4 protein-coding genes are annotated in these 3,582 nt (G+C 46.8%); all 4 read right to left on the bottom strand.

The window, feature by feature from the left end:
* On the bottom strand, positions 1–791 hold a 791-nt coding region (locus Q0314_RS05040), incomplete at its 3' end, for a Mur ligase domain-containing protein (RefSeq protein ID WP_298057219.1).
* Positions 792–1,488: 697 nt separating this feature from the next.
* Positions 1,489–1,845 carry an MmcQ/YjbR family DNA-binding protein gene (locus Q0314_RS05035; protein ID WP_298057217.1) on the bottom strand — a complete coding sequence of 119 codons (357 nt, stop codon included), beginning with the start codon at positions 1,843–1,845 and terminating at the stop codon, positions 1,489–1,491.
* Positions 1,845–2,453, bottom strand: coding sequence for a DNA-3-methyladenine glycosylase I (locus Q0314_RS05030; RefSeq protein WP_298057214.1), 609 nt, complete (start codon positions 2,451–2,453; stop codon positions 1,845–1,847). Before Q0314_RS05030 ends, Q0314_RS05035 begins: the two co-directional genes overlap by 1 nt.
* A gap of 48 nt (positions 2,454–2,501) precedes the next feature.
* Entirely contained in the window at positions 2,502–3,101 is a 600-nt protein-coding gene (locus Q0314_RS05025) for a hypothetical protein (RefSeq protein ID WP_298057211.1), read from the bottom strand.
* Positions 3,102–3,582: the final 481 nt, after the last annotated feature.

The raw sequence follows: 3,582 nt of genomic DNA, 5'->3' as shown, positions 1-3,582 counted from the left end.
GCGGCTAAGATCGCAAGCGACGCGTCCACGGCGATATGCTCGCCCATACCCAGCACCTCAAATTTGCCTAAATTTTTAAGATTAAACGCAGTATAAGGCACAAAATCGCGCACGATCATACTAAGCTCGGTGATATCGGTGCTCGGATAAAGGCGTACGGCGTCGAGCTTTAGCGTGCCCAAAAACTCGTCCTCGGCGTTTATCACGCGCACCTTGGCTCGCTCCAAAAAGCCTCGATACGCCGCGTGAAATTTCTCCAAATCATAGCCGTAGTGCTCCATATGCTCGGGCTCGGCGTTGGTCACTACGGCTAGATACGGGTTTGAGTTGAGAAAACTACTATCGCTCTCGTCGGCTTCGAAAATAACGTTGTCGCAGGGCTCGTATTTCATATTTGAGCCAAACTGCTTAGCGATCGCGCCGATGATGACCGAGCCCTCCACGAGGCTAGAGAGCATCGCCGAGGTCGTGCTTTTGCCGTGCGCGCCCGCTACCGAAAACACGCGCTTGCCCTCAAGCACCATCGGCAGCGCCTCTTTGCGCGATAGGCAGTGCAATCCTTTGCTGCGCGCTTCGACAAGCTCGATGTTATCGGGTTTTATCGCGGCCGAGTAGATGACGAAGTCCTGATCCTTGATCGCAGCTTTGCTATGCGGCGTGATGACGTCGATGCTCTGCGCAGCTAGCTCGCGCGTAGTCGGGCTTTCCTTGATGTCGCTACCGCTGATTATGAAACCCTTTTCGTGCAAAAAGCGCGCGATCGCCGAGATGCCGATGCCGCCGATACCGATAAAATGGACCTTTTTACGCTCGAAGTTTTGCTCCTTTGCGCGCTCTCTTTCGTCGGCGTGGGTCGCTTGTGCGTTTAAATTTGACTGCGCTAAATTTTCGCGACCCGAATTTGAGCCCGCTTCTACCGTACGGTGAAGCCCGCTTGCTTGGTTAAAATTTCCTTGTTTTAAATTTTCCACTCGTTTTCCTTGTAAATTCTTAAAGTATTTATATTTACGTCGCCCATGAAGCAATCAACGTCGTAGCCATTTGCTCTATTGTGGCGTTCGTTATTTTTCGTATTTACTCGCCCGCTTGTTATTTATCCGGCCGTCTTGCGCAAATAAACCCCTTTCGCATATTAGCCGCTAAATTCATTTTGCACTATTTTGCGAAATTTCAAGACTCTTTGCGTCGTTCGCCGCGATACCGCTCTGCGCTATTAGGCGCCGCCGACCATGCTCAAAGTTCGCACGATTTTTACTTAAATTTATTAGCCCGATTTTAGCGAAAATGAAATTTTGAGATGCTGAAAAGATGAAATTTATGCGGATTTTAGCAGGCTTTACATAAGGCCGCAAGCGTAAAGAGGCGCACGTAAAGTAGGCTAGAGAATCGTCGGTAAAATTAGGAGATTTTACGCATCCGCCAATTAGCGCTTAGTATGCTTTATAGTCGTCAAATTTAGCATTGAAATAGCCGTTTACTACGAGCGTTTTAGCGCGTTAGCTCAAAGCTAAGGTCGATCAAATCCTCCACCTGCTCGGGTGCGATTTTAGAGCTTAAATTTACGCTGATCCAGTGCTTTTTATTCATATGATAGGCGGGCAAAATTTGCTCCCCGTCGCGCAAAATCGCCGCCAGATCGGGCTTGCATTTTAGATTTAGTATCTCTAGCTCCTCTGCGCTTTTAAGCCCCAGTTTGCCGCCGTCCACGCGCATAAAAACGGCGAACCATTTTTGATTTTTTGCGTGGCGAAATACGGCAAATTCCGGGTGTTTGTCAAACACCCGCTCGCCCTGCGCGCCGAATTTATCCTCGATGTAGCTAAAAACTCGCTTTTGCGCGAGCATCACTTGCCTCCTTTGCAAAAGCAGGCGTCCAGATGATCGTCCACTACGCCCGCGCTTTGCAAAAACGCATAGACGCTCGTAGGTCCCAGAAATTTAAACCCGCGCTTTTTCATATCTTTTGCGATAAACTCTGCAAGCGGCGTGGTAGCTGGGATCTGCTTTAGGCTTTCGTAGTGATTTACGATGGGTTTGCCGTCAAATTTGGGATCAAATTTAGGCAGCAGATAGCCCCAAAGATAGTCGTAAAAGCTGCCAAACTCGCTTACGACGACGAGAAATGCGCGGGCATTTGCGGCAAGCGAGTTTAGCTTTAGGCAGTTTCTGATGAGTGCTGGATTTTGCATAAATTTTGCCGTCTGCTCCTCGCCGTAGAGCGAAATTTTATGCGCGTCAAATCCGTCAAACGCCGCTCGCATCGCCTCGCGTTTAAGCAGCACGGCATGCCACGAGATGCCAGCCTGAAAGCCCTCAAGCACGATGAGCTCAAAAAATTTCGCATCGTCCTTTACGAGCTTGCCCCACTCCTTGTCGTGATATACGCGCTCCAGCTCGCTTTTTTCCGCCCAGTCGCAGCGGATTTTTTGCACGCTTGCAGTAGAATTTTTCAAATTTCGCTCCTTGCGCTAAATTTTAAAAATCGTAGCAGATATGTAAATTTACAGCTCCTCTATTTTATCTATGCTATGCCACGCGACGATCAGAAGCGCTCCGGTTATCACGCTGAATGCGGTATCGACATAGTAGATCGCGTCGTGTTTTGTAGCCCCCAATGCCACTATTGCTATGCTAGAAATTACAGAGGCGACGAAACACAGAGCGTAAATTTTAAAAAGCGGTTTTTGCGTGATTTTAGCAAGCTTAAAATTTAAAATCATCCAGCAGACCATACAAAAGACCAACGAAACGAATAAGCCGATAACAAACAAAATAAACATGTATTGTTCCGCTTCGTAAACTGTCGCTAGCACGAAAAATATCGCAACCGCTATGCTGCTCGTCCAATAAAGCGTAAAAAACAGGATGAGACGTGCTCTGCACAGGGGCTGGAGCTTTTTAAGCGCTCTGTAAAAATACATAAGCGTAATTACGACTAGCGCCGTCGTCGGGCCGCCGCTTTTATTTTGTAACTGCGGAAAAAAGTCCGAGGCATAAGGTAGTAGCATCGTAAAGAGCATAAATGCCGCCGCACTCATTCCTTCGGCTTTAGCCTTTTCGATGATCTGCTTTCTGCCCTCATCGGTTATATTTTCTTGCATTTTTGAGCCTTGAAAAAAAGTTTTTATTTTCTGGGAAATTATATAAAAACGTAGTTAAATTTTGATTGAAAACGTGGCGGAATCGAGCTTTAAACGGCGGCGTATTTATGATTGCGGGCCGCGAAATTTAAAAATAAACCATCGCAAATAAAAATTTAAAATTAAGTCTAAATTTAACCTGCGATGCAATTTGATTAAAATTTGAATGCAAAATTTAAAGGCAAATTATCGCGAGATTTAGGCGAGGCAAAAATTAGCCGAGCGACGGCGCGTATAAATAATCGCAACCGAGCTTTGGCGAAATTTACTTCTGCTTGCAGTTGCGAGCGCAAGAGAAGCAAAGGCGGTTTGTCACAGACTTAAAATTTCAAATCTTTCTCAAAAGCGCTCGCGAGGCAAGCCTTTTAGAAAAAGACAAGCTGCTAGCGAATTTGCCCGCCTCCGCGGACGACGTATTTATAGGTCGTAAGCTCCCTCACCC

The organism is uncultured Campylobacter sp. (genome assembly GCF_938040115.1).
Classification (GTDB): Bacteria; Campylobacterota; Campylobacteria; order Campylobacterales; family Campylobacteraceae; genus Campylobacter_A.
Note: the sequence above shows the minus strand (reverse complement) of the source record. Positions and strands in the feature narration are given on the sequence as shown.

Bases quoted from the DNA above. Each gene is read 5' to 3' on its own strand.
- Q0314_RS05035 (WP_298057217.1), bottom strand. From the start codon at position 1,845: ATGCTCGCGCAAAAGCGAGTTTTTAGCTACATCGAGGATAAATTCGGC.
- Q0314_RS05025 (WP_298057211.1), bottom strand. From the start codon at position 3,101: ATGCAAGAAAATATAACCGATGAGGGCAGAAAGCAGATCATCGAAAAG.